The organism is Streptomyces sp. NPDC048504, assembly GCF_043200035.1.
Taxonomy (GTDB): domain Bacteria; phylum Actinomycetota; class Actinomycetes; order Streptomycetales; family Streptomycetaceae; genus Streptomyces.
On the sequence record NZ_JBICXA010000011.1, the window covers coordinates 48,690 to 72,759 of the forward strand.

Annotated in this window: 23 protein-coding genes; 16 read left to right on the forward strand and 7 right to left on the reverse strand. The window is 70.2% G+C overall.

The window, feature by feature from the left end:
- Positions 1-152: 152 nt before the first annotated feature.
- From ACGFY9_RS26435 to pssA, 9 genes are all read left to right on the forward strand, one after another.
- The gene (locus ACGFY9_RS26435) at positions 153-1,958 is read left to right on the forward strand and encodes a 3-hydroxyacyl-CoA dehydrogenase family protein (protein ID WP_393758079.1); all 1,806 of its coding nucleotides are present in this window, start codon (positions 153-155) and stop codon (positions 1,956-1,958) included.
- Positions 1,959-2,076: 118 nt separating this feature from the next.
- A complete protein-coding gene (locus ACGFY9_RS26440) occupies positions 2,077-2,904 on the forward strand; it encodes a TetR family transcriptional regulator (protein ID WP_393758081.1) in 828 nt (275 codons plus the stop codon).
- A 428-nt stretch (positions 2,905-3,332) separates the two neighbouring features.
- Positions 3,333-4,676: a crotonyl-CoA carboxylase/reductase gene (ccrA, locus tag ACGFY9_RS26445; protein WP_393758083.1), complete on the forward strand. Its 1,344-nt coding sequence runs from the start codon at positions 3,333-3,335 to the stop codon at positions 4,674-4,676.
- 10 nt (positions 4,677-4,686) lie between these two features.
- The gene (locus ACGFY9_RS26450; RefSeq protein ID WP_393758085.1) at positions 4,687-6,726 is read left to right on the forward strand and encodes a protein meaA; all 2,040 of its coding nucleotides are present in this window, start codon (positions 4,687-4,689) and stop codon (positions 6,724-6,726) included.
- On the forward strand, positions 6,723-7,694 hold the full coding sequence (locus tag ACGFY9_RS26455) for an HpcH/HpaI aldolase/citrate lyase family protein (RefSeq protein ID WP_393758087.1): 972 nt from the start codon (positions 6,723-6,725) through the stop codon (positions 7,692-7,694). Before ACGFY9_RS26450 ends, ACGFY9_RS26455 begins: the two co-directional genes overlap by 4 nt.
- Before the next feature lie 5 nt (positions 7,695-7,699).
- Positions 7,700-8,212 (forward strand): MaoC family dehydratase, encoded by a 513-nt coding sequence (locus tag ACGFY9_RS26460; protein WP_393758089.1) that lies wholly within the window; start codon positions 7,700-7,702, stop codon positions 8,210-8,212.
- A gap of 2 nt (positions 8,213-8,214) precedes the next feature.
- Entirely contained in the window at positions 8,215-9,420 is a 1,206-nt protein-coding gene (locus ACGFY9_RS26465) for an acyl-CoA dehydrogenase family protein (RefSeq protein ID WP_033279387.1), read from the forward strand.
- 169 nt (positions 9,421-9,589) lie between these two features.
- Entirely contained in the window at positions 9,590-10,246 is a 657-nt protein-coding gene (locus tag ACGFY9_RS26470) for a phosphatidylserine decarboxylase (RefSeq protein WP_393758091.1), read from the forward strand.
- Between the two features lie 22 nt (positions 10,247-10,268).
- Positions 10,269-11,090: a CDP-diacylglycerol--serine O-phosphatidyltransferase gene (gene pssA / locus ACGFY9_RS26475; RefSeq protein WP_019062931.1), complete on the forward strand. Its 822-nt coding sequence runs from the start codon at positions 10,269-10,271 to the stop codon at positions 11,088-11,090.
- An 85-nt stretch (positions 11,091-11,175) separates the two neighbouring features.
- Here pssA and ACGFY9_RS26480 read toward each other — a convergent pair whose 3' ends face one another.
- Positions 11,176-12,294 carry a glycerate kinase gene (locus ACGFY9_RS26480; protein WP_393758490.1) on the reverse strand — a complete coding sequence of 373 codons (1,119 nt, stop codon included), beginning with the start codon at positions 12,292-12,294 and terminating at the stop codon, positions 11,176-11,178.
- A gap of 210 nt (positions 12,295-12,504) precedes the next feature.
- Here ACGFY9_RS26480 and ACGFY9_RS26485 point away from each other — a divergent pair, with 210 nt between their 5' ends.
- Complete coding sequence (locus ACGFY9_RS26485; protein WP_393758093.1) at positions 12,505-13,578, forward strand: ADP-ribosylglycohydrolase family protein; 1,074 nt, start codon at positions 12,505-12,507, stop codon at positions 13,576-13,578.
- Here the strand turns inward: ACGFY9_RS26485 and ACGFY9_RS26490 are convergent.
- The gene (locus ACGFY9_RS26490; RefSeq protein ID WP_393758094.1) at positions 13,575-14,594 is read right to left on the reverse strand and encodes an NAD-dependent epimerase/dehydratase family protein; all 1,020 of its coding nucleotides are present in this window, start codon (positions 14,592-14,594) and stop codon (positions 13,575-13,577) included. The genes ACGFY9_RS26485 and ACGFY9_RS26490 overlap by 4 nt on opposite strands.
- Positions 14,595-14,726: 132 nt before the next feature.
- Here ACGFY9_RS26490 and ACGFY9_RS26495 point away from each other — a divergent pair, with 132 nt between their 5' ends.
- Positions 14,727-15,281: a TetR/AcrR family transcriptional regulator gene (locus ACGFY9_RS26495; protein ID WP_393758096.1), complete on the forward strand. Its 555-nt coding sequence runs from the start codon at positions 14,727-14,729 to the stop codon at positions 15,279-15,281.
- Here the strand turns inward: ACGFY9_RS26495 and ACGFY9_RS26500 are convergent.
- Positions 15,250-16,140: an SDR family NAD(P)-dependent oxidoreductase gene (locus ACGFY9_RS26500; RefSeq protein WP_393758098.1), complete on the reverse strand. Its 891-nt coding sequence runs from the start codon at positions 16,138-16,140 to the stop codon at positions 15,250-15,252. The two genes, ACGFY9_RS26495 and ACGFY9_RS26500, sit on opposite strands and share 32 nt — an antisense overlap.
- Before the next feature lie 108 nt (positions 16,141-16,248).
- On the opposite strand from ACGFY9_RS26500, the gene ACGFY9_RS26505 reads away from it, so the two are divergent.
- Both ACGFY9_RS26505 and ACGFY9_RS26510 read left to right on the forward strand, forming a co-directional pair.
- Positions 16,249-17,124, forward strand: a complete 876-nt coding sequence (locus ACGFY9_RS26505; RefSeq protein ID WP_393758100.1) for a helix-turn-helix transcriptional regulator — start codon at positions 16,249-16,251, stop codon at positions 17,122-17,124.
- A complete protein-coding gene (locus tag ACGFY9_RS26510; RefSeq protein WP_393758102.1) occupies positions 17,121-17,618 on the forward strand; it encodes an NUDIX domain-containing protein in 498 nt (165 codons plus the stop codon). The genes ACGFY9_RS26505 and ACGFY9_RS26510 overlap by 4 nt, the downstream gene beginning before the upstream one ends.
- A gap of 409 nt (positions 17,619-18,027) precedes the next feature.
- On the opposite strand, the gene ACGFY9_RS26515 is transcribed toward ACGFY9_RS26510, so the two are convergent.
- Positions 18,028-18,228 (reverse strand): DUF2191 domain-containing protein, encoded by a 201-nt coding sequence (locus ACGFY9_RS26515; RefSeq protein WP_393758104.1) that lies wholly within the window; start codon positions 18,226-18,228, stop codon positions 18,028-18,030.
- Between the two features lie 179 nt (positions 18,229-18,407).
- Here ACGFY9_RS26515 and ACGFY9_RS26520 point away from each other — a divergent pair, with 179 nt between their 5' ends.
- A complete protein-coding gene (locus ACGFY9_RS26520; RefSeq protein ID WP_393758106.1) occupies positions 18,408-19,133 on the forward strand; it encodes an NAD-dependent deacetylase in 726 nt (241 codons plus the stop codon).
- Here the strand turns inward: ACGFY9_RS26520 and ACGFY9_RS26525 are convergent.
- Positions 19,123-19,893 carry a class I SAM-dependent DNA methyltransferase gene (locus ACGFY9_RS26525; RefSeq protein ID WP_393758108.1) on the reverse strand — a complete coding sequence of 257 codons (771 nt, stop codon included), beginning with the start codon at positions 19,891-19,893 and terminating at the stop codon, positions 19,123-19,125. The genes ACGFY9_RS26520 and ACGFY9_RS26525 overlap by 11 nt on opposite strands.
- A gap of 258 nt (positions 19,894-20,151) precedes the next feature.
- Between ACGFY9_RS26525 and ACGFY9_RS26530 the strand changes: the two genes are divergently transcribed.
- Positions 20,152-21,321: a sensor histidine kinase gene (locus tag ACGFY9_RS26530; protein WP_393758491.1), complete on the forward strand. Its 1,170-nt coding sequence runs from the start codon at positions 20,152-20,154 to the stop codon at positions 21,319-21,321.
- Positions 21,318-21,950 carry a response regulator gene (locus tag ACGFY9_RS26535; RefSeq protein ID WP_393758109.1) on the forward strand — a complete coding sequence of 211 codons (633 nt, stop codon included), beginning with the start codon at positions 21,318-21,320 and terminating at the stop codon, positions 21,948-21,950. The genes ACGFY9_RS26530 and ACGFY9_RS26535 overlap by 4 nt, the downstream gene beginning before the upstream one ends.
- Positions 21,951-21,987: 37 nt before the next feature.
- Here ACGFY9_RS26535 and ACGFY9_RS26540 read toward each other — a convergent pair whose 3' ends face one another.
- Positions 21,988-22,473, reverse strand: a complete 486-nt coding sequence (locus tag ACGFY9_RS26540) for a methylated-DNA--[protein]-cysteine S-methyltransferase (RefSeq protein ID WP_393758111.1) — start codon at positions 22,471-22,473, stop codon at positions 21,988-21,990.
- A 16-nt stretch (positions 22,474-22,489) separates the two neighbouring features.
- Complete coding sequence (locus ACGFY9_RS26545; RefSeq protein ID WP_393758493.1) at positions 22,490-23,956, reverse strand: AlkA N-terminal domain-containing protein; 1,467 nt, start codon at positions 23,954-23,956, stop codon at positions 22,490-22,492.
- Between the last annotated feature and the right edge of the window lie 114 nt (positions 23,957-24,070).

The window sequence follows — 24,070 nt, forward strand, 5'->3', positions numbered from 1 at the left end:
CAGGCCTGGGACAGGGCCGGTCGGAACTCTCTCTTCTCGCCGGGCGTGTGCGCTCGTTGCCCGGCACCACCCGCACCCCTTCTCGCACTCCGTGCGCCCCTCGGCGTACGGCGCGCGCTCCCAGTCGTCACCCTCATTCCAGGAGTCCCGCGATGGCAGCTCCCCTGTCCGACGCTCCCCTGTCCCCGTTCAAGACCATTGCCGTCGTCGGTCTCGGCACGATGGGCACCGGTATCACCGAGGTCCTCGCCCGGGCCGGCCGCGAGGTCGTCGGCATCGACGTCAGCGAGGCCGCGACCGCCCACGCCGTCGCCGCCCTGGAGACCGCGACCGCCCACGCCGTGCGGCGCGGCCGGCTGACCGGGCAGGAGCGCACCGACGCCCTGGCCCGCGTCCGCACCTCCACCGATCTGAGCGCCGCGGCCGACGCCGATCTGGTCATCGAGGTGGCCCCGGAGTCGTACGAGATCAAGCACCAGATCTTCCGCGAGCTGGACGGGATCGTGCGCCCCGACACCATCCTGGCGACCGGCACGAACGCCCTCTCCGTGACCCGGCTGGCGGCCGATTCAGCGCGCCCGGAGCGGGTGTTGGGGCTGCACTTCTTCAACCCGGCGCCCGCGATGAAGCTGGTCGAGATCGTCTCGTCGGTGCTGACCGCGCCCGCCGCCGTCGCCGCCGTCACCGAGCTGGCGATCGAGCTGGGCAAGGAGCCCGTCGCGGTCGGCGACCGGCCCGGGTTCGTCGCGGACGGGCTGCTGTTCGGCTACCTCAACCAGGCGGCCGCGATGTACGAGGCGAAGTACGCCTCCCGCGAGGACATCGACGCCGCGATGCGGCTCGGCTGCGGACTCCCCATGGGCCCGCTCGCGCTCCTCGATCTCATCGGCATCGACACCGCGCGCACAGTCCTGGAGGCCATGTACGCCGAGTCCCACGACCGCCTGCACGCCCCCGCGCCGATCCTGAAGCAGCTCAGCGAGGCGGGTCTGACCGGCCGTAAGACGGGTCGCGGCTTCTACTCCTACGAGACTCCCGGCAGCGCGACCGTCGTGCGGGACGCGCTGACCCCGGTGGAGGGCGCGCGGCTCGTTCCGGGCCGTTCGGTCCGCTCGGTCGGGGTCGCCGGTTCCGGGACCATGGCGTCCGGTATCGCCGAGGTCTTCGCCAAGGCCGGGTACGAGGTCGTGCTCGCCGCGCGCAGCGAGGAGAAGGCGCAGGTCGCCAAGTCCCGTATCGGCACGTCGCTTTCGCGCTCCGTCGACAAGGGCCGCATGACCGCCGAGGCCGCCGCGCAGACCCTGGGCCGGATCACCGCGGCGGGCTCCTACGACTCCTTCGCGGACGTCGACCTGGCCGTCGAGGCCGTCGCCGAGGATCTGGAGATCAAGCAGCAGCTGTTCGCGACGCTGGACAAGGTCTGCAAGCCGGGCGCGGTCCTGGCCACCACAACCTCGTCGCTCCCGGTCGTCGCGTGCGCCCGCGCCACCTCGCGCCCGCAGGACGTGATCGGCATGCACTTCTTCAACCCCGCACCGGCGATGAAGCTGGTCGAGGTCGTCCGTACAGTGTTGACGGATGCTGACGTCCAATCAACAGTGCACGAGGTCTGCGTCAAGATCAAGAAGCATGCGGTCGACTGTGGTGACCGAGCCGGATTCATCGTCAACGCACTGCTGTTCCCGTACCTCAACAACGCGATCAAGATGGTGCAGGAGCACTATGCGTCTCTTGACGACATCGACGCCGCGATGAAGCTGGGCGGCGGCTACCCGATGGGCCCCTTCGAGCTGTTGGACGTCGTGGGGCTGGACGTCTCCCTGGCGATCGAGAAAGTCCTGCACCGCGAGTTCCGCGACCCGGGCCTGGCTCCGGCGCCGCTCCTGGAGCACCTGGTGGCCGCGGGCTGCCTCGGCCGCAAGACGGGCCGCGGCTTCCGCGAATATGCCCGCCGCTGAGGGTTACGGCGACGGGTTCGGTGTCGACGGGGACTGGGGCGGGCTGCTCGATCCCACCGGAGGACCCCTGCCCGCGGCGGGCGGGGGAAACCCCGGACGTGCGCGCCAAGCTGCGCACATGCAGTACGTTCGGGTCATGCCCCAGCCCGCCAAGCCCTCCCGTACACCAGCTACGCCCGACGCACCGGAGAGTGCCGCGGGCAGTCGCGCCGCCGCCCAGCGCCTCAAGATGCGGCGCGAACTGGCGGCGGCCGCGATGGAGCTGTTCGCGACCAAGGGGTACGAGGCGACCACCGTCGACGAGATCGCGGCCGCGGCCGGGGTCGCGCGCCGGACCTTCTTCCGCCACTTCCGCTCCAAGGAAGAGGCGATCTTCCCCGACCACGACGACACCTTGATCCGGGCCGAGGCGGTACTCAATGCCGCCCCCGCGCACGAGCACCCGCTCGACACGGTCTGCCGGGGCATCAAGGAAGTCATGCGCATGTACGCGGCCCAGCCGGAGATCTCGGTCGCCCGCTACAAGCTGACACGTGAGGTGCCCACCCTGCGCGAGGCCGAGATCGCGTCGGTGGCCCGCTATGAGCGGCTGTTCACGCGCTATCTCCTGGGCCACTTCGACGAGCACGCGCACGACGACGACGCCAACGACGACCCGCTGCTCGCCGAGGTCGCCGCCTCGGCCGTGGTCACCGCCCACAACCACGTGCTGCGGCGCTGGCTGCGGGCCGGCGGCCAGGGCGACGTGGAGGCGCAGCTCGACCACGCCTTCGGGATCGTGCAGAAGACGTTCGGCACCGGCATCGGCGTCGGCCGCACCACGACCCCCAGGCCGGCCACCGCGGCGGTGCACCAGCACGGCGAGGTCCTGGTGACGGTCGCCCGCACCGACGCCCCACTGGACGAGGTCATGCGGACCATCGAAGAGGCACTGAGGGACCGCTGAGCCCCATCAGCCTCTGCAATCCCTTGTGATGACGGCCACCCTCCGGGGTGGCCGTTTTGGCATGTCAGAGCCCCTTTTCGCGCACCTTTCAGGCCCCGTTCGATCGATCATCGCTCATTTGTTACGTAAAGATTTCACCTGAGAGCGATTCATGGCACTCGGTGCCTTGCGGGGTGACACGCAGTGTCATACGTTGAAGGTGTCCGGGCGGCCGGCGTGCAGAGACCTTTCGTACGTCGGCTGTCCCCGCAACCCACCACTGGGCTGCGCGCCCGGGCGCCTGCGTCACAGGCAACCTCCCGCGCCACAAAGCGCTGCCGAAGCACCACCCGCCGAACCGACGGCACCTCAGCACCCACCCTCAGCAGCAGCACCGACGTAACCATCGGCGCCCCTCCCTCAGGGCGCACTTCGCCGGAGGCAATACCGTGACCGTCAAGGACATCCTCGAAGCGATCCAGTCGCCGGACTCGACTCCGGCCGATTTCGCCGCCCTGCCGCTCCCCGAGTCGTACCGCGCGATCACCGTGCACAAGGACGAGACGGACATGTTCGCGGGCCTCACCACCCGCGACAAGGACCCCCGCAAGTCGATCCACCTGGACGACGTCCCGGTGCCCGAACTCGGCCCGGGCGAGGCCCTGGTGGCCGTGATGGCCTCCTCGGTCAACTACAACTCCGTGTGGACCTCGATCTTCGAGCCGCTGTCGACCTTCGGCTTCCTGGAGCGCTACGGCAAGCTCAGTGAGCTGACCAAGCGGCACGACCTGCCGTACCACATCATCGGCTCCGACCTCGCGGGCGTCGTCCTGCGCACCGGCCCCGGCGTGAACGCCTGGAAGCCCGGTGACGAGGTCGTCGCGCACTGCCTGAGCGTGGAGCTGGAGTCGAGCGACGGGCACAACGACACGATGCTCGACCCCGAGCAGCGCATCTGGGGCTTCGAGACGAACTTCGGCGGGCTCGCCGAGATCGCGCTCGTCAAGTCCAACCAACTGATGCCCAAGCCGGGCCACTTGTCGTGGGAGGAGGCCGCCGCCCCGGGCCTGGTGAACTCCACCGCGTACCGGCAGTTGGTGTCCCGCAACGGCGCCGGCATGAAGCAGGGCGACAACGTCCTGATCTGGGGCGCGAGCGGCGGACTCGGCTCGTACGCCACGCAGTTCGCGCTCGCGGGCGGCGCCAACCCGATCTGTGTCGTCTCCAGCCCCCAGAAGGCGGACATCTGCCGGGCGATGGGCGCGGAGGCGATCATCGACCGCACCGCCGAGGACTACAAGTTCTGGGCCGACGAGCACAACCAGGACCCGCGCGAGTGGAAGCGCTTCGGCAAGCGCATCCGTGAACTCACCGGCGGCGAGGACGTCGACATCGTCTTCGAACACCCGGGCCGCGAGACCTTCGGCGCAAGCGTTTACGTCACCCGCAAGGGCGGCACAATCGTCACCTGCGCCTCGACCTCCGGGTACAACCACGAGTACGACAACCGCTACCTGTGGATGTCCCTGAAGAAGATCATCGGCTCGCACTTCGCCAACTACCGCGAGGCCTGGGAGGCCAACCGGCTGGTCGCGAAGGGCAAGATCCACCCGACGCTCTCCAAGGTGTACGCCTTGGAGGAGACCGGCCAGGCCGCCTACGACGTCCACCGCAACCTCCACCAGGGCAAAGTCGGCGTCCTGTGCCTCGCCCCCGAGGAAGGCCTGGGTGTGCGCGACGAGGAGAAGCGCGCCCAGCACATCGACGCGATCAACCGCTTCCGGAACATCTGAGGTCCCGTAGATGACTGAGCGTCAGAAAGACCGGCCGTGGCTCATGCGCACGTACGCCGGTCACTCCACGGCCGAGGCGTCCAACGAGCTGTACCGGCGCAACCTCGCCAAGGGCCAGACCGGTCTGTCGGTCGCGTTCGACCTGCCGACGCAGACCGGCTACGACTCCGACCACATCCTCGCCCGCGGCGAGGTCGGCCGGGTCGGCGTGCCGATCGCACACCTCGGGGACATGCGTCGTCTCTTCCAGGACATCCCCCTGGACCAGATGAACACCTCGATGACGATCAACGCCACCGCCATGTGGCTGCTGGCGCTCTATCAGGTCGTCGCCGAGGAGCAGAGTGTGGACATCACCCAGCTCCAGGGCACGACCCAGAACGACATCGTCAAGGAGTACCTGTCGCGGGGTACGCACGTGTTCCCGCCGGTTCCCTCGCTCCGGCTGACGACCGACATGATCTGCTACACGGTCAACCACATCCCCAAGTGGAACCCGATCAACATCTGCAGCTACCACCTCCAGGAGGCCGGGGCCACCCCGGTCCAGGAGATCGCGTACGCCATGTCCACCGCGATCGCCGTCCTGGACGCGGTGTTCGCGTCCGGCCAGATCCCCGAGGACCGCAAGGGCGATGTCGTCGCCCGCATCTCCTTCTTCGTGAACGCGGGCGTCCGCTTCATCGAGGAGATGTGCAAGATGCGCGCCTTCGGCCGCATCTGGGACGAGGTCACGCGCGAGCGCTACGGCATCGAAGACCCGAAGCAGCGCCGGTTCCGCTACGGCGTCCAGGTCAACTCCCTGGGCCTGACCGAGGCGCAGCCGGAGAACAACGTCCAGCGGATCGTGCTGGAGATGCTGGCCGTGACGCTGTCGAAGGACGCACGCGCGCGTGCCGTGCAACTCCCGGCGTGGAACGAGGCGTTGGGGCTCCCCCGACCCTGGGACCAGCAGTGGTCACTGCGCATGCAACAAGTGCTGGCCTACGAGAGCGACCTGTTGGAGTACGCGGACATCTTCGAGGGCTCGCACGTCATCGAGGCGAAGGTGGCCTCCCTGGTCGAGGAGTCCCTCGCCGAGATGGACCGCATCGAGGAGATGGGCGGCGCGATGGCCGCCGTCGAGTCGGGCTACCTGAAGTCGCAGCTCGTGTCCTCGCACGCGGAGCGCCGGGCCCGTATCGAGTCCGGTCAAGAGAAGATCGTCGGCGTCAACATCTTCAACACGACCGAGCCCAATCCACTCACAGCCGACCTCGACACGGCGATCCAGACGGTCGACCCGGCCGTCGAGGCCCGGGTCATCGAGTCGTTGCAGCGCTGGCGAGACACGCGCTACCAGCCGCCGTTCAACCACCCGCGCCCGTGCAAGGCGCTGGAGCGGCTGAAGGAGGCCGCCAAGGGCACCGGCAACCTCATGGAGGCCACCCTGGAGTGCGCCCGCGCCGGTGTCACGACCGGCGAGTGGGCCGGGGCCCTGCGCGAGGTGTTCGGCGAGTTCCGGGCGCCCACGGGCGTCTCGTCGGCGCCGGTCGCGGTGCCCGCCGAGGAGGGCTCGGCGATGGCCGAGGTACGCCGCAAGGTGGATGTGACGGCGCGCGAGATGGGCGCCGGGAAGCTGCGGTTCCTGGTCGGCAAGCCGGGCCTGGACGGGCACTCCAACGGCGCCGAGCAGATCGCCGTACGCGCGCGTGACGCCGGCTTCGAGGTGGTGTACCAGGGCATCCGGCTGACGCCGGAGCAGATCGTGGACGCGGCCCTCGCCGAGGACGTGCACGCGGTCGGTCTGTCCATCCTGTCCGGCTCGCACGCCCAGTTGGTGCCGGACGTCCTCGAACGGCTCCGTGTGGCCGGTGCCACAGACATACCTGTCATCGCCGGTGGGATCATCCCCAATGGTGACGCCGAACAGCTGCGGGCCGCCGGAGTCGCGGCGGTCTTCACACCGAAGGACTTCGACATCACCGGAATCATCGGCCGCATCGTCGACGAGATCCGGAAAGCGAACAAGCTCGACCCTCTGCTCGACCCCTTGGAGGTCCCCGCATGACCACGCCCGCCCCCGCCAACCGGCTTCGCCCGCGGCGCTCCTGTCTCGCGGTCCCCGGGAGCAACCCGCGCTTCCTGGAGAAGGCACAGGGCCTCCCGGCCGACCAGGTGTTCCTGGACCTGGAGGACGCGTGCGCGCCGCTCGCCAAGCCCGAGGCGCGGCACACCATCGTCAAGTTCCTCAACGAGGGCGACTGGACGGGCAAGACGCGGGTCGTGCGCGTCAACGACTGGACGACCGAGTGGACGTACCGCGATGTCGTCACGGTCGTCGAGGGCGCCGGGCAGAACCTCGACTGCATCATGCTGCCGAAGGTGCAGACAGCCCAGCAGGTCGTCGCCCTGGACCTGCTGCTGACACAGATCGAGAAGACGATGGGCTTCGAGGTCGGCAAGATCGGCATCGAGGCGCAGATCGAGAACGCGCAGGGCCTCAACAACGTCAACGAGATCGCGACGGCCTCCCAGCGCGTCGAGACGATCATCTTCGGACCGGCCGACTTCATGGCGTCGATCAACATGAAGTCGCTGGTCGTGGGCGAGCAGCCGCCCGGGTACCCGGCGGACGCCTACCACTACATCCTGATGAAGATCCTGATGGCCGCCCGCGCCAACAACCTCCAGGCGATCGACGGCCCTTACCTCCAGATCCGCAACATCGACGGCTACCGCGCGGTCGCCCAGCGTGCCGCCGCGCTCGGCTTCGACGGCAAGTGGGTGCTGCACCCGGGCCAGGTCGAGGCGTCCAACGAGATCTTCTCGCCGTCCCAAGAGGACTTCGACCACGCCGAGTTGATCCTGGACGCGTACGACTACTACACCTCCGAGGCGGGCGGCAAGAAGGGCTCCGCGATGCTCGGCGACGAGATGATCGACGAGGCCAGCCGCAAGATGGCGCTGGTCATCTCGGGCAAGGGCCGGGCCGCCGGCATGGAGCGCACGTCCAAGTTCGAAGCCCCGGAGGCCTGAGCACCATGCAGTTCGGACGCACCTACGAGGAGTTCGAGGTCGGCGCGGTCTACAAGCACTGGCCCGGGAAGACGGTCACGGAGTACGACGACCACCTCTTCTGTCTCCTGACGATGAACCACCACCCGCTCCACATGGACGCCAACTACGCCGAGAACACAACGGACTTCGGCAAGAACGTGGTGGTCGGCAACTACATCTACTCGCTGCTGCTCGGCATGTCGGTACCGGACGTGTCGGGCAAGGCGATCGCCAACCTGGAGATCGAGTCGCTGAAGCACGTGGCGCCGACGTTCCACGGCGACACGATCTACGGCGAGACCACGGTCCTCGACAAGACGCCCTCGAAGTCGAAGAGCGACCGCGGGATCGTCTACGTCGAGACCAAGGGCTACAAGCAGGACGGCACGCTGGTCTGCGTGTTCCGCCGCAAGGTGATGGTGCCGACCGAGACGTACATCAAGGAGCGCGGCGGCGAGCAGCCCGGCCGCCCCCAGCCGAAGCAGACGGAGAAGTAGCCATGGCGCGACTCGCCCAGACCGCCGGTCTCACCGACATCCAGCGGGAAATCCTGTCCACCGTCCGCGACTTCGTGGACAAGGAGATCCTCCCGGTCGCCACCGAGCTGGAGCACCGCGACGAGTATCCGCAGCAGATCGTCGACGGGCTCAAGGAGTTGGGCCTGTTCGGCCTGATGATCCCGGAGGAGTACGGCGGCCTGGGCGAGTCCCTGTTGACGTACGCCCTGTGTGTGGAGGAGATCGCGCGCGGGTGGATGTCGGTGTCCGGCATCATCAACACCCACTTCATCGTGGCCTACATGCTCAAGCAGCACGGCACGCAGGAGCAGAAGGACCACTTCCTGCCGCGCATGGCGGCCGGCGACATCCGGGGCGCGTTCTCGATGTCGGAGCCCGCGCTGGGTTCGGACGTCTCGGCGATCACGTCGAAGGCGGTCAAGGACGGTGACGAGTACGTCCTGACCGGTCAGAAGATGTGGCTGACGAACGGCGGTACGTCGTCACTCGTCGCCGTCCTCGTGCGAAGTGACGAAGGACACCCGGAGGGCACCGCGCCCCACAAGTCGATGACGACCTTCCTGGTCGAGAAGGAGCCCGGCTTCGGAGAGGTCCGGCCCGGTCTCACCATCCCCGGGAAGATCGACAAGATGGGCTACAAGGGCGTCGACACCACTGAGTTGATCATGGACGGCCTGCGGATTCCGGCCGACCGCGTGCTAGGCGGCGAGACCGGCCGAGGTTTTTACCAAATGATGGACGGAGTCGAGGTGGGCCGCGTGAATGTGGCGGCGCGTGGCTGCGGCGTCGCGCAGCGTGCCTTCGAACTGGGCGTCTCGTACGCGCAGCAGCGTCACACGTTCGGGAAGCCGATTGCCCAGCACCAGGCGATCCAGTTCAAGCTGGCGGAGATGGCCACCAAGGTCGAGGCCGCCCATGCGATGATGGTAAATGCGGCACGCAAAAAGGACTCCGGCGAACGAAACGACCTTGAGGCAGGGATGGCGAAGTACCTCGCCTCCGAGTACTGCAAGGAGGTCGTAGAGGACGCCTTCCGGATCCACGGCGGGTACGGCTTCTCCAAGGAGTACGAGATCGAACGCCTTTACCGCGAGGCGCCGATGCTGTTGATCGGCGAAGGTACCGCCGAAATCCAGAAAATGATCATCGGGCGCAGGTTGCTCGAAGAGTATCGATTCCAGGGCTGATTGTCCGTTTCGGGGTGTTTTCTTCGAGAAGAAGATCACACCCCGTCAACGCTCCTCAGCCGCCGACTCGGCTTCCTGGCTTGCCCAGTTGTGGCCCGCGACCGGTACGATCCCGGGAAAGCCGCCGTCCCCCGTTACAGCGCGGCATCATCCGCTACGAAGGTCATCCATGCCCCACAGCCAAACCTCTGCACCACGCGACAGCCTGGCAGGCGTACGCCTCGCGCGCGGAGCATCGCCGTGGCTCCTGCCGACCGTCGCCACCGCAGCCCTCAGCCTGGTACGTGCGCGCAAGTCCGGCGCCGCCAAGGCCGTGGCCGTACCCGCCACCGCGCTCGCGGCGGGCATGCTGTGGTTCTTCCGCGACCCCGAGCGCGAGATCACCCAGGGCCGGGTCATCTCTCCCGCCGACGGTGTGGTGCAGAGCATCATGCCGTGGAAGGACGGTCGCACCCGCGTCGCCATCTTCATGAGCCCGTTGAACGTCCACGTCAACCGCGCGCCGCTCTCCGGCACGGTGACGTCGGTCGAGCACATCCCGGGCGGTTTCGTTCCCGCGTTCAACAAGGAGAGCGAGAACAACGAGCGGGTCGTCTGGCACTTCGACACCGAACTCGGTGACATCGAGATGATCCAGATCGCCGGCGCCGTCGCCCGCCGCATCGTCCCCTACGTTCCGCAGGGCACGAAGGTCGAGCAGGGCGAGCGCGTCGGACTGATCCGCTTCGGTTCGCGCGTCGACATCTACCTCCCCGAGGGTGTCGACGTGGACGTGGAGGTCGGCCAGAAGACCGTGGCTGGGGTGACTCGCATTGACCGTGGTTGATCCGGAGACACAGGCGGGCTGGGTGCCCGAGGCCGATGAGGTGGACGACGAGGAGGAGATGCCTCTTTCTCTCCGCCTCTCAATAGCGGACACCCTCACCCTCGGCAACGCCACCTGCGGCTTCATGGCGGTGTACTTCACCACCACCGGCATCCTGATCCCGCACCTGACGGGCAACGACGAGTCGACCGGCATGGCCCGCCACAGCGCGGCCACCGCGGTCATCCTCATGCTGTGCGCGGCGGTCTTCGACCTCTTCGACGGCCTCGTCGCCCGCAAGCTGCGCTCCTCCCCCATGGGCGCGGAGCTGGACAACCTGTCGGACCTGATCAGCTTCGGCCTCGCGCCGGCGTACTTCGTCCTCGTCTACGGCATGGTCGCCGACGACGCGCACCAGAGAGTGGCCGCGGTCGGGGCGATCGTGGTCCTGCTGGCGGTGGTGCTGAGACTCGCGCGGTTCTCGTGCGTGACGCCGCCGAACGGCATGTTCCAGGGCATGCCCTCCCCGTTCGGTGCGCTGACGGTGGTCTCGATCGTGCTGCTCGAACTGCCCTTCGTGGCAACGCTGCTCGCGATCCTGGGCACCGCCTGGCTGATGGTGAGCCGGGTCGAGTACCCGAAGCCGCGCGGTCGCCTCGCGGTCGCGATGCTCGCCTGGATCGTCCTGTCGATGGGCCTGTTGGCATCCTGGGCGTTCGACGCCCCGGGCGGCCAGCTGCTCCTCCAGACGGGGTGTGCGCTCCAGTTGGTCATGGGCGCGGTGATCCCGCTGTTCGCGACGGCTCGCCGCGTGAACAACTTCCGCGGCAACCGGCGTGAGGCGCGAGCCGCACAGCTGCCGTAGCGGTCGTAGAACGCGCGTTGTAGTACGACACGAAGGGCCCCGAGCCGCTTGGCTCGGGGCCCTTCGACGTTCCTCGGGGTGGGGCTCAGACCAGGAAGTCCCGGGCGATGTTCTCCGCCACCCGCTCCAGGATCGGTCCGGCGTCGGCGATGCACTTCACGACGTCCGGTTCGATCGACGTGAGGGGGTAGGCGCGGCGGATGCCGGCGTGGCCGAGGGACTGCGGGGGCAGGGCGAGGCGGCCGCAGACGGCGACGACCTCCTTGCCGTCCGCGCGGGCCGCCGCGGCGACGCCTGCCGGGGCCTTGCCGTGGAGGGTCTGTTCGTCGAGGGAGCCCTCGCCGGTGATGACGAGGGTGGCGCCCTCCAGGGCCGAGGCGAAGCCGAGGACGTCGAGCATGACCTCGATGCCGGGGCGGAAGCGGGCGCCGAGGAGGAGGGCGCCGTAGCCGATGCCGCCGGCGGCGCCCGCGCCGGGTGCGGCGGCGTACTCGGCGGCCTTGCCGCCGATCGACTCCTCCAGGACCTTGGCGTAGTGCCCGAGGGCCGCGTCGAGGGCGTCCACGTCGTCCGGTGCGGCGCCCTTCTGGGGGCCGTAGACCGCGGGGGCGCCCTTGGGGCCGGTGAGCGGGTTGTCGACGTCGCTCGCGAGGATCAGGTCGACGGTGGTGAGGCGTGGGTCGAGGCCGGTGAGGTCGGCCGAGGCGAGGTCGGCCAGGCCGCCGCCGCCCGGGGGCACCGGTTCACCCTCCGCGTCCAGGAAGCGGGCGCCGAGTGCGGAGAGCATGCCCGCGCCGCCGTCGGTGGTGGCGCTGCCGCCGACGCCGAACACGATCGTGCGGGCGCCCGCGTCGAGCGCGGCCCGCAGCAGTTCGCCGGAGCCGTAGGTCGAGGAGGTGAGGGGGGCGAAGACGCCCTTGGGCAGGCGTTGCAGTCCGCTCGCCTCGGCCATCTCCACGACGGCTGTGTCGCCGCGTACCGCGAAGGCCGCGGTGACCTCGTCGCCGAGGGGTCCGGCGACCCGTGTCTCCCGTCGCTCGAAGCCCGCCGCGACGGCCGCGTCCACCGTGCCGTCGCCGCCGTCGGCGACCGGCATCGCCGTCACGTCCAGATCGGGTACGACCCGGCGCAGCCCGGCCGTCACCCGCTCGGCGACCTGCACGGCCGTCAGCGACCCCTTGAACTTGTCCGCGGCGATGAGCACCCTGTGGGTGCCCCTCTGTGCAGCGTTCGCCACCTTGCGATCCCCTTGCTCTACGGGCCCCCGCGCGTTCCGGGGCCAGTCGCGCCGCTGCGACCTTAACCGGCGGACGCCCCCGCCGTCATGCCCCGACCGAACGCTGGGACCGGGCTGAGCAGACCCTGTGCCGCACTCTGTGCCGCTGTCCGGCCCGGAATCGGGTACACCGGAGGTATGACCCTTGTGGGCACTGAGCCGGCACTCGCGGACCGCGTCCTCGGGGGCTGGCTGGGCCGGATCGCGGGCAACATGCTCGGCAAGCCGGTCGAGCAGGGCGACCTGTGGACACGCGACCGCATCGACCGCTACCTCCGGCAGGCCGCGGCCCTGCCCCTGACCGACTACCTCCCTGAGCCGCCCAGCGAGCACGACGGCTTCGAGCTGCGCCCCGAGTGGCAGCGGTGCGTGCGCGGCCGCATCCACGGCAGCTGCCGTGACGACGACGTCGACTACGCGATCCTCGGACTCGACCTCCTGGAGACCCACGGCTTCGGCTTCAGCACCGAGCAGGTCGGCGAACTGTGGCTGCGGAGACTGCCGTATCTGCAGACGTTCACGGCCGAGCGCGCCGCCTACCGCAATCTCGCCAACGGGCTCAAGCCGCCGCTGACGGCGACGCACGACAACCCGTACCAGGAGTGGATCGGCGCCCTGATCCGCGCCGACATCTACGGCTGGACCAGCCCGGGTGACCCGCGCCGGGCGGCTCAACTGGCGCGCAGGGACGCCGTGTTGTCTCATTCCGGGAACGGTGTCTACGGCGCGATGTGGGCTGCCGCCTTGATCTCGGCGGCGTTCACCGCGCCGACCGTGCGGCACGCGCTGGACACGGCGCTGACCGTGATCCCGCCGGGCTGCCGGCTCGCACGGACCGTGCGTCGGGTGCTCACGCTGCACGAGACCCGGATGACCTGGGAGGACACGCTCACCACGGTGTCCGAGGAGACCGCCGGGCTCGGCTGGATCCACACGATCCCGAACGCGGCCGTCCTCACCGCCGGACTCCTGTACGGCGACGGCGACTTCACCCGCACCATCACCCTGACCGTCCGCGGCGGTCTGGACACCGATTCGAACGGCGCGACAGCGGGTTCGGTCGCCGGGGTGCTGACCGGCGCGGCCGCGATCCCGGACCAGTGGAAGGATCCGCTGGAGGACACCGTGCGCAGTGCGGTGTTCGGCTTCGACGGGGTCCATATCAGTGAACTGGCGGAGCGCACCGTGCAGTTGGTGGGGGCCGACGCCTAGACGGCACCCTGCGCGATCAGGCTCCGGGCACAGTCGAGGACGGTCTCCCTTGCCGGACGCGGTTCCCAGCCGAGGACGCGGCGCGCCTTCTCCGTGCTGTGGCGGTTGCGACGGCCGAGCCCGGGGGTGATCTCGCGCAGCGACGGGTTCAGAAAGCGGGCCGCGAGGCGGACGGCGAAGTCCGGGAGGCGGCGCGTGGAGACCGTACGGCCGTGCTCGCCGAGGCCGTTGCGCAGGGTGCGGGCGATGTCCTCCATCCACACGAACTCCCCGGTGGCCAGGAAGCGTTGGCCCGCCGCGTCCGATGACGTCATCGCCCGGATGTGGACGTCGACCAGGTCGCGGACGTCCACGACTTCGAGGCCGATGCGGGGAACGCCGGGCATCTTCCCGCCCGCCATGCGCGCGATGATGCCGACGGAACCCATGTTCGCGGTCGTGAGGACCGGTCCAAAGACAGCGCCGGGGAGCACGGTGGTCAGCTCGGTCGGACCGTCGTAGTCGTCCATGAAGTCCCAGGCGGCGCGCTCGGCTAGGGTCTTCGAGCGGCGGTAGGGGATGAGGGTCGGGTCCTCTGGATCGGTCCACAGCGACTCGTCGGTGACGCCTTCGGAGGCGTACGACGAGGGGCTCGCGGCGTTCGCGGCCGAGGTCATCACGACGCGTCGTACGCCCGCCCCGGTGGCCGCGCGCAGGACGCGCAGGGCGCCGCCGCGGGCCGCGGCGATCAGCGCGTCGGGGTCGTCCGAGGCGGCGCCGAGCGGGGAGGCGACGTGCAGGACGAAGTCGACGCCCTTGAGCGCGGCGTCCCAGCCCTCGTCGGCGGTGAGGTCGGCGACGGCGAAGCCCAGCCGGCCGGCGGGGTCGACGACGGTCGCGACGGCGTCGGTGACCGCGCGTTCCTTGCCCGGGGCGCGGACGGTCGTACGGACGTCGTAGCCGCGGCGGAGCAGTTCGGCGACGCACCAGCCTGCGATGTAGCCGCTGCCTCCGGTGACGAGGACGAGTTCGGGCATGACGGTGCTCCCTGCGGTGTCGGGTGGGGATGTGCCAGAATGGAAAGCGAAACGGAGGCCCCTCCGGTACATGCTCCAACGTACCGGAGGACCCTCCGCTTAGCAATCCGACACCGGACGGACGACCCACCCGTGAACCCGAGACCGACCCGCCGCGACGCCCTCGACAACCGGGAACGCATCCTGACCGTCGCCCGCGAGGCGATCGCCGCGTCGAGCAGCGCGTCCCTCACCGCGATCGCCAAGGAGGCGGGCGTCGGCATCGGGACGCTCTACCGCCACTTCCCCACCCGGGAGGCGCTGATCCTGGAGCTGTACCGCCACGACATACAGCACCTGATCGACCGCGCGCCGGTGCTCCTCGCGGACCATCCCCCGCTCGTGGCCCTACGCCTCTGGTTGGACGAGGTCGCCCACTACGGGAGGCTCAAGTACGGCGTCGCCGAGGTCATCCACGCGGCGACCGACGGGGGTGCCGACGACGAGTACTTCGCGCCCTTCGTGGCCGCGATCGCGGTACTCCTGAAGGCGGGAGCGGCCGACGGGTCGCTCAAGTCCGGGCTCGATCCCGAGGACGTGCTGCTTCAGTTGAGCGTGCTGTGGCGGCTCGATCCGGCGCGGGGTGGGGAGGCGCGGGCCGCGCGGATCCTCGACCTCATCGTGGACGGACTGCGGACGACTCCGTAGTCACGGTGTTGTCGAATGCCTGCGCCGTCACGCCGAACGCCCGTAGCACCAGCCGGTCGCGCAGGCCGTCCGGCAGGAAGCGCAGCAGGGCGAGGGCGCGGCCGTCCTTGCCGGTGGTGGTGAGGGTCGCGGGGCGGCGGGCGGTCAGCGCGCGGACGACGGCGTCGACGGCCGGGGTGACCGGGCCGAGGGGCTGGCGGGCGGCTGTTGTGCGTACGGCGTCCAGGGCGCGGGCGTAGTGGCGCTGGGTCTCCGGCGAGCCGGCCCAGCCCAGGTCCGCGCTCGCCTTGTCCGCGGTGGCGAAGATGGCCGTGTCCATGGCGCCGGGTTCGACGAGGGTGACCTTGACGCCCTGGTGGCGCAGTTCCGCGCGCAGGGAGTGGGTGAGCGCGGCGAGGGCGGCCTTGGAGGCGGCGATCGGGCCGAAGAACGGCGGCGGGACGCGGGCCGAGACGGCACCGATGTTGACGATCCGGCCGCCGGACGCCCGGAGCGCGGGCAGGAAGGCGCGGATGACGGTCGCCTGACCGATCACGTTGATCTCGAACTGGCGGCGCCATGCCTCGGCGGGCGTCAGCTCGACGGGACCCTGGCCCATGATCGCGGCACTGTTCACCAGCCCGTCCAGCCGCGGGCCGACCTGCTCGGCCGCCGCGGCGACGGAGTCCTCGTCGGTCAGTTCGAGCCGGACGGGAGTGAAGCCGGCGGCCCGGAGCGCTTCCGCGTCCGCGGGTTTGCGGTGGGCGGCGTACACGGTCCAGCCGTCGGCGTGCAGGGCGCGTGCCACCGCGGAGCCGACGCCGCCGGTCGCGCCGGTGACCAGGACGGTACGGGGAGTGGACGGGGACAGCTCAGCCACAAGGGCCGCCTTTCGGCAGGGAGTTGGGATCACCTCGGACCTGCGGGTCCGGTGTCCCTCCCACCCTGCGCCGGTCTCGGGCCCGGTTGAAGAGTGCAGAATTTACTGGTGCCGCCAACACCACCACCAGAAGCCAAGGAATCGCCAGAAACCGATGATCACGGCCGCAGGGCCCTCGCCGCCTTCCTGCGGTCCCGGCGCGAGCGTGCCGACCCGGTGGAGACGGGGCTGCCCGCGGGGGGCCGGCGGCGCACCCCGGGGCTGCGCCGCGAGGAGGTCTCGCTGCTCTCCGGCGTGAGCCTCACCTGGTACACCTGGCTGGAGCAGGGCCGGGACATCAACGTGTCCCCGCAGATCCTGCTGGCCCTGGCCCGCGCACTGCAGTTGGACGACGTGGAACGGTCGCACCTGTTCCGGCTGGCGGGCCGGCCTGCCCCCGAACCGGCCGAGCGGTCTCTCCAAGTCCCGGACGCCGTACGGGCGTTCCTGGACACGCTGATGCCGAACCCCGCCTTCGTCATCGACCGCTGCTTCGACGTCCTGGCCTGGAACCGGGCCCAGGAAGCCATCCTCGGCCCCGCCCTCCTCGACCGGCCGCGCCGCGAACTCAACAGCGCCTGGCTGCTGTTCAGGGAACCGGGCATCCGTGCGCTGATGCCCGAGTGGGAGGCGGAGACGGAGTGGATGGCGGGTCTGCTGCGCCAACAGGCGGCGTACGAACTGGACAACCCGCGGTTCACGGAACTGATCGACGAACTGGTCACCACCAGCCCGCACTTCGCACGCCTGTGGGAGGCGCACGAGGTGGTGGAGTTCCGCTCGTCCGTACGTCGTTACCGGCACCCCGATGCGGGTGACATCGAGGTGTCGTTCGTACGGCTCGCGGTGCAGGAGGCGCCCTGGCTGAGCCTGGTCTGTCACTTCCCGGTGCCGGGCAGCGAGTCGGAGAGACGGCTGCGCGGGCTGGTTACCCTTCCTGAATGACCACTACGCAAGACTTCGCCACGTACCTCGCGGGTCTCCCCCGCATCCTCGCCGGGGCCGCCGCCCTCTTCCGTGACACCGAGGGCCGGGTCCTCCTCGTCGAGCCCAACTACCGTGAGGGCTGGGCCCTTCCGGGCGGCACGATCGAGTCCGACGACGGCGAGACACCCCGCCAGGGCGCGCGCCGCGAGACCCTGGAGGAGATCGGCCTCGACGTCGAACTCGGCCAACTGCTCGCCGTCGACTGGGTCTACCACGGCCCGGACTACCCGCCGCTGGTGGCCTACCTGTACGACGGCGGAACCCTCACGGCCAACGACCTCAAGTCGATCCGGCTCCAGGAGGAGGAGCTGTTGTCGTGGCGGCTCGTCCCGCGCGAGGAAGTCACGGAGTATCTGCCGGGTTCGCTGGGGCTGCGGGTTCTGGTCGCGCTGGATGTGCTGGAGGAGGGGGCGGGGACTGCGGAGCTGGAGAACGGGAGGCGGGTTGGCTGACGGGGCGGCGGGGCGCCCGGGGGGGTGGGTTGGCTCAGGCCGGGCGGAGTGGCCGGGGGCACGTCGGCTGACGGCGGGAGGAAAGCCGGGGCGGGCGCGGTGGGTGACGCTGGGCGGCAAGCTGAGCGACTGAGCAGGGTGGCTTACGCCGGGCGGAAGACTCGGGGCGGGCGCAATGCATGACGCCCGGCGGCTGAGCCGGGGAGCGGGCGACGTGGACAACGCCGTTGGCGGCCGGGCAAGTTGACCGGAATCGGCCGCCCAGGGCACGTCGGCTCACGCCGGGCAGAAGGCATAGGGCGGGCGCAGTGGACGACACGGGGCGACTGGGCCGTGGGGCGGGCGAGATCGACAACGCCGGTGGCAGCCAGGCGAGTTGGCCCGTATCAGCCTCCCGGTTCCGCAGGGCTCAGCCCTCGACCTCCCGGGGTTTCACGTCCACCTCGCGCAGCGCGTCGTCGCGGGCCTCGGCCCTGGCCTCCGTGCGGTGGCCGCGCTCGATGTAGTCGCGGACGACGAGTTCGACGGCGTCCTGCGGGTTGCCCACGCCCGCGAGCACCATGACTTCCACGACGAGCGCTGCGTCGAGCGAGACTGTCACCTTGGCCATGCTCGGACGGTAACATCCGCCACCGCGCGTTCTGCCGCTGGGCGGCGCCGGCCATCCGCCCGTCCGGTCCCCGGGACGACGACGCGTACGCCGGCATCGCGGTGATCCGGTACGTGGCGGCCCGCTGACCCCGCGATATCCACTCGCCGCCCCGCCCCCGCCGACCTACCCTCGGCACCATGAGCAAGCCTCTCGTCGCCCTTCTCAGTGGGGCGGGTGTCTCCACCGACTCCGGCATCCCCGACTACCGCGGCCCCAACGGCCTCTGGCGCCGTGACCCCGAGGCCGAGAAGCTCGTGACCTACGAGCACTACATGGGCGACCCGGAGATCCGGCGCCGGTCCTGGCAGATGCGGCGTAAGAACCGCACGCTCCAGACCGAGCCCAATGCCGCGCACCGGGCCGTCGTGGAGCTGGAGAAGTCCGGCGTGCCCGTACGGGTCATCACGCAGAACATCGACGGGCTGCATCAGCTCGCCGGGCTGCCCGCCCGCAAGGTGATCGAACTGCACGGCACCGCGCGGGAGTTCGTGTGCACGCGGTGCCATGTGCGCGGGCCGATGCAGGACGCGATCGCCCGGGTCGAGGCCGGGGAGGACGATCCCGCCTGCCTGGAGTGCGGCGGGATCCTGAAGTCCGCGACCGTCTACTTCGGAGAGCGGCTCGACCCCGTCGTCCTCGGCGAGGCCGTCGCCATCACCAAGGCCTGCCAAGTGTTCATCGCCGTCGGGAGCAGTCTGCAGGTGCAGCCCGCCGCCGGGCTCGCCGGTGTCGCCGCCGATCACGGGGCACGGCTGGTCATCGTCAACGCCGAGGCCACTCCCTACGACGACCGTGCCGACGAGGTCGTACGGGAGCCGATCGGGACGGCGCTGCCCCGGCTGCTCCAGGAACTCAGCGGGTGACCCGGAGCTTCGACTGGCCGTGCGGGAGTTGTTCCCAGTCGTCCATGAAGCGGGCGTTCAGGCCGTGTTGGGCCGCCAGCGCGACCAACGTCTCGGTGCGGTAGTAGAAGTCCTCGCGCAGGACGTGGTGTTCCTCGCCCTCCGTGCGGTCGAAGGTGAAGTCGAACCAGCCGCCCGGTGCCAGGACGCGGCCGACGTTGGCGAGGCACTCCTCGATGACCGGGAGCGGGGAGTGCGAGAACACGCTGTGCGCGTGGACGACGTCGAAGTGCGCGTCGGGCAGGAAGCGCAGGGTCAGGTCGTGTACGGGGGTGAGGGTGGGGAGCTGTTTCTGGAGGCCCATTTCCACGAGCGTGTCCTGTGCGGCGGCCAGGATGTCGGGCGAGATGTCGATGCCGTAGTAGTGCCCGGGGTCGAGGTGGCGGATGAAGCGCCAGCCGCCGCGCAGGTTTCCGCAGCCGATCTCCAGCATGCGGTGGTCGGGGCGCAGACCGTGGCCGAGGAGGTAGTCGAACTGCAACGCGCCCAGCGCCAGCCAGCGTTCACGGCTCGCGCTGCCGACCGCCGCGTCCGGGTCGGCCCGGGTGTCGGAGCGCATCACGGCACGGTAGTAGGAGACGTGGTTCGGGTGGCGCCGGCGCAGCCAGGCGTCCCGGGTGGCACGGGCCAGGTGGCGGGGCACGCGGTCGGGGTGGCGCAGGGCGTAAGCGATGCGGTGGCCGAGGGCGGCACGGTTGGCGGTGAGGTTCTTGGTGGGCACGGGATCGTCGCCTCTCCGAATTCCGAGGTGGGTGTCGGGTGTTGATGCCAGCCTCGGTGCGGGGGCCGGGTGTCCGGCTCGGTCAACGGGTGGTGATCCGGGGGCGGTTCGGGTGACCCGGATGTCAGCCGATCGGTTGATGCGCCGTCCCGTCCGTCGCGTTAGACACGGAGGATGGGACACACGGGACCACCGAGGACGGGGCACGCGGAGCGACAGGGGGCAGGGCGCATCGGTTCGGAGGAGCGTCTGTTGCCCGTGGTCGTGCACGCCGCGTTCTTTCTGCTGCTCGGCTCGTCGTTCGTACGGTTCCTGACCCGCGACCAGGGCGGGGCCCGGACCGGCTGGGTGCTGGTGCTGTACGCGGTCTTCTGTCTGCTGTACGTCCTCGGGCAGTTCCTGGCTCCGGCACCCCGCCCGGGCTCCGCGCCCAGCACACGTCATCTGGCCTGGCTGGGCTCGGTGTCCGCCGTCTGGACCGTGCTGCTCGCCCTCGCGCCGAGCGCCACCTGGTGCGCGATGCCCCTGCTGTTCGCCGGCCTGTACGCGCTGCCGCCACGGTTCGCGGTGCCGCTGGCGGCCGTACTCACCGCGCTCGTCGTGGCCTCCGAGATACGGGTGGCCGACGGCACGCTCAACCCCAACATGGTCGTCGCCCCGCCGGCCCTCGCGGCGGTCGCCACCGCCGTACTGGTGCAGTTGCAGCGGCAGGCGGCCCGGCAGCGGGTCCTGATCGACGACCTGGTCCGCACCCGCCGCGACCTCGCGGCCACCGAACGGCGGGCCGGTGTCCTGGCCGAACGGCAGCGGCTGGCCACGGAGATCCACGACACCGTCGCGCAGGGCCTGTCCAGTCAGCAGATGTTGTTGCAGGCCGCCGAGCGGCTGTGGCGGACGGACCCGGAAGCGGCCCACGGGCACGTGCTCAAGGCCGCCGAGATCACCTCACGCGGCCTCGCCGAGGCGCGCCGGTTCGTCCACGACCTGGCACCGGCCGACCTCGTCGAGCACTCCCTTCCCGCGGCGTTGCGCGCGCTCGCCGAGCGGGAGAGCGGTCCGGGCCTGACGGTGGAGTTCCGGCTCGACGGCGAACCGGGCCCGCTGCCCGAGCGGACCGCGGCGGCGCTGTTGCGCATCGCCCAGGGCGCGTTGGCCAACGTACGCGAGCACGCGGCCGCGACCCGGGCCGCGCTGACCCTGACCTGCCTGGACGACCAGATCTCCCTGGACGTCGCCGACAACGGCCGTGGTTTCGACACCAGTTCTCCCCCGGTGTCCGAGCCCGGCCGGGTGCGCGGCCACGGGCTGCCCGCCATGCGGATCCGGGCCCGGCAGTCGGGTGGCACCCTGAGCGTGGAGTCGGCTCCCGGCGAGGGCACGGTCGTGTCGGTCGCCGTACCTGTCGTCCGTGAGGAGCTCGTCCCGTGAGCACACCCGTACCCGTACGTCTGCTGCTGTGCGACGACCACGCCGTCGTACGGGCCGGACTGCGTGCGCTGCTGTCCAGCGCCGACGGCATCGAGGTGGTCGGTGAGGCGGGCAGCGGCGAGGAGGCCCTTGCCCTGGCCGCCCAGGTCCGGCCCGACGTGGTGCTGATGGACCTCCAGCTCGGCGACGGCATGGACGGCGTGACGGCCACCAGGAGACTGACCGCCGGTGACGGCCCGCGTGTCCTCGTCCTCACCATGTTCGACACCGATGCCGACATCGCCCGAGCCGTCGAGGCGGGCGCCACGGGCTATCTCCTCAAGGCCGAACGCCCCGAGGAACTGTTCACGGCGATCCATAGCGCCGCGTCCGGCCGTACGGCGCTCTCGGCCCCGGTCGCCGACCGGCTCATGGCCCGGATGCGCAGCCCGCACCCTTCCCTGTCCGAGCGTGAGCGCGAGATCCTCGGCCAGCTGGCCCGCGGCCTGGGCAACCGGGAGATCGCCCGGGCCCTCTTCATCAGCGAGGCGACGGTGAAGACCCATCTCGGGCGGATCTACGGCAAGTTGGGGGTGGAGACGCGGTCGGGGGCGGTGGCTGTCGCCAAGGAGCGGCGGTTGCTGCCATGACACCCCGACACCGTTGACGTGAGAGACACTTGAGGCGCTAGAAAAGCGCCGCCCCGCTCTCGAAGTCCAGCAGCCGCTGCTTGCGGTCCAGACCGCCGCCGTACCCCGTGAGACTGCCGTTCGCGCCTACGACCCGGTGGCAGGGGACGATGATCCCGATGGGGTTCTTGCCGTTGGCGAGGCCCACCGCGCGGGAGGCGCCCGGGTTGCCGAGGGCATCGGCGAGGTCGCCGTAGGAGCGGGTCTCGCCATAGGGGATGCGGCGGAGCTGGTCCCAGACGGTGCGCTGGAACGGGGTGCCGTGCAGACGGAGTTGGAGGGTGAACTCCTTCAACTCGCCCGCGAAATACGCCTGTAGTTCGGCTGTCGCCTCGGCGAACGGGGTGTCGTCGGGGGCGCCGAAGTTCTCCTCCGGGGGGCGGTGGCGTTGGTCGACCATGTAGAGGCCGCAGAGGGTTCCGTCCTCGTCGGCGACGAGGGTCAGCGGGCCGTACGGGCTGTCGATCACCGTGTGGCGCTTCATGGTGGCTGCAATCCCCTTACACGGGAAGGAAGTTGATCGGGTGGCTGTCCGTCGCCCACAGGTACTGGACCGCGTACGCCCGCCACGGCCGCCAGGCCGCCGCGCGTGCGGTGAGGGCGGCCGGGGTCGACGGGAGGCCCAACTCCTGGGCGGCGCGGCGGATTCCGAGGTCGGTGGGGAGGAAGGCGTCGGGGTCGCCGAGGGCACGCATGGCGATGACGTCGGCCGTCCACGGGCCGAAGCCGGGCAGGGAGAGGAGTTGGGCGCGGGTTTCCGTCCAGTCGCTCTCGACCCCCAAGTGGAGCGTTCCGTCCGCCAGTTGACCCACCAGCGTGGTGAACGTCGTGCGGCGGGTGCGGGGCATCGCCAGTGACTCCGGGTCCAGCGCAGCCAGCGCCTCGGGCGAGGGGAACAGGTGGGTCAGGCCACCCTCGGGATCGTCGACCGGTTCGCCGTGCGCGGTGACCAGGCGGGCCGCGTGGGTGCGGGCCGCCGCCGTGGAGACCTGCTGGCCGAGGACGGCCCGTACGGCGAACTCCGCCTCGTCGACCGTGCGCGGCACACGTCGGCCCGGCGCCTTGTCCACCAGCGGTGCCAGGACCGGGTCGGTCCTCAACTGGTCGTCCACCGCTACCGGATCGGCGTCGAGGTCGAGCATGCGGCGGCAGCGGCTGATCGCCACCGGCAGGTCGCGCAAGTCGCTGAGCGTGAGGCGGCAGGCGATGTGGTCGGACTTGGGAGTCAGGGACGCGATGCCGTGGCCGTAGGGGAGGCGGAGGGTCCGGCGGTACGCGCCGGCGCGCCACTCCTCCACGCCCGGTACCGCGGTCGCCGCGAGGTGGCCGAAGAGGTTGTCGGGGTTGAGGGGCGCGCGGAACGGCAGGCGGAGGGTGAGGGTGCCGGGGGTCAACACGGTCGTCTTCGGGCGCCTGTTGCGCAGCTCGCTCGGGGAGAGGGCGAAGACGTCGCGCACGGTGTCGTTGAAGGTGCGGATCGAGGAGAAGCCGGCGGCGAAGGCGATCTCCGCCATCGGGAGGGCGGTCGTCTCGATCAACAGCCTTGCCGTCTGGGCGCGTTGGGCCCGGGCCAACGCGAGGGGTCCGGCGCCGAGTTCGGCGAGGAGCTGGCGTTCGATCTGCCGGGTGCTGTAGCCGAGGCGGGCGGCGAGGCCGGGGACGCCCTCGCGGTCCACGGTTCCGTCGGCGATCAGGCGCATGGCGCGGGCCACCAGGTCGGCCCGCTGGTTCCACTCCGGGGAGCCGGGGCTGGTGTCCGGGCGGCAGCGCTTGCAGGCCCGGAAACCCGCCTGCTGGCAGGCAGCCGCGCTCGGGTAGAACGTCATGTTCTCCAGCTTGGGCGGAACGACCGGGCAGCTGGGCCTGCAGTAGATGCGGGTGGTCAGGACGGCCGTGAAGAACCAGCCGTCGAAGCGCGCGTCCTTGGACTGGACCGCGCGCACACAGCGCTCCGTGTCGGTGTGCATCTCGTTCTGCATACGTCCAGCATCCGATACGGCGCGGAGCGGGGCTGGCGGGAATCCGACATCAACCTTGTGTGGCCTGGTCAGGCACGGATCACCGTACTCCGGCCGTGCGGG